The sequence below is a fragment of the Pseudomonas sp. PME37.24/025 genome, from assembly GCF_055556615.1.
The window spans coordinates 1-236 of record NZ_JBVHNK010000485.1 but is presented as its reverse complement, the minus strand read 5'-3'; the positions used below and the strand labels follow the sequence as shown (position 1 = coordinate 236).

Annotated in this window: 1 protein-coding gene; it reads left to right on the top strand. The window is 66.1% G+C overall.

What is annotated here, in order from left to right; genetic code table 11:
• The coding region (locus ACZ3HH_RS31175) for a hypothetical protein (protein WP_465810599.1) at window positions 1-236 on the top strand (236 nt) is incomplete at both ends.

Below are 236 nucleotides of genomic sequence, written 5' to 3'. Positions count from 1 at the left end.
CGAAATGCTCGCCAAGCCGGACGCCGGGAACGACTACGCGAAGGTGGTGGACTGCACCGAAGCGCTCGGCGACGCGCTCCAGGGGCCCGGCGACGCCCTCACGCGCACGATCGCCCGCAACGTTTCGTCGGCGGGCGTGCTGGGCCTCAAACAACTCGACCTCATGTACCGCTACGGCGATGATCCCGACCAGCTTCGCAACGCGGAACGGAAACTTTGGTCGGCTTTCATCCTCG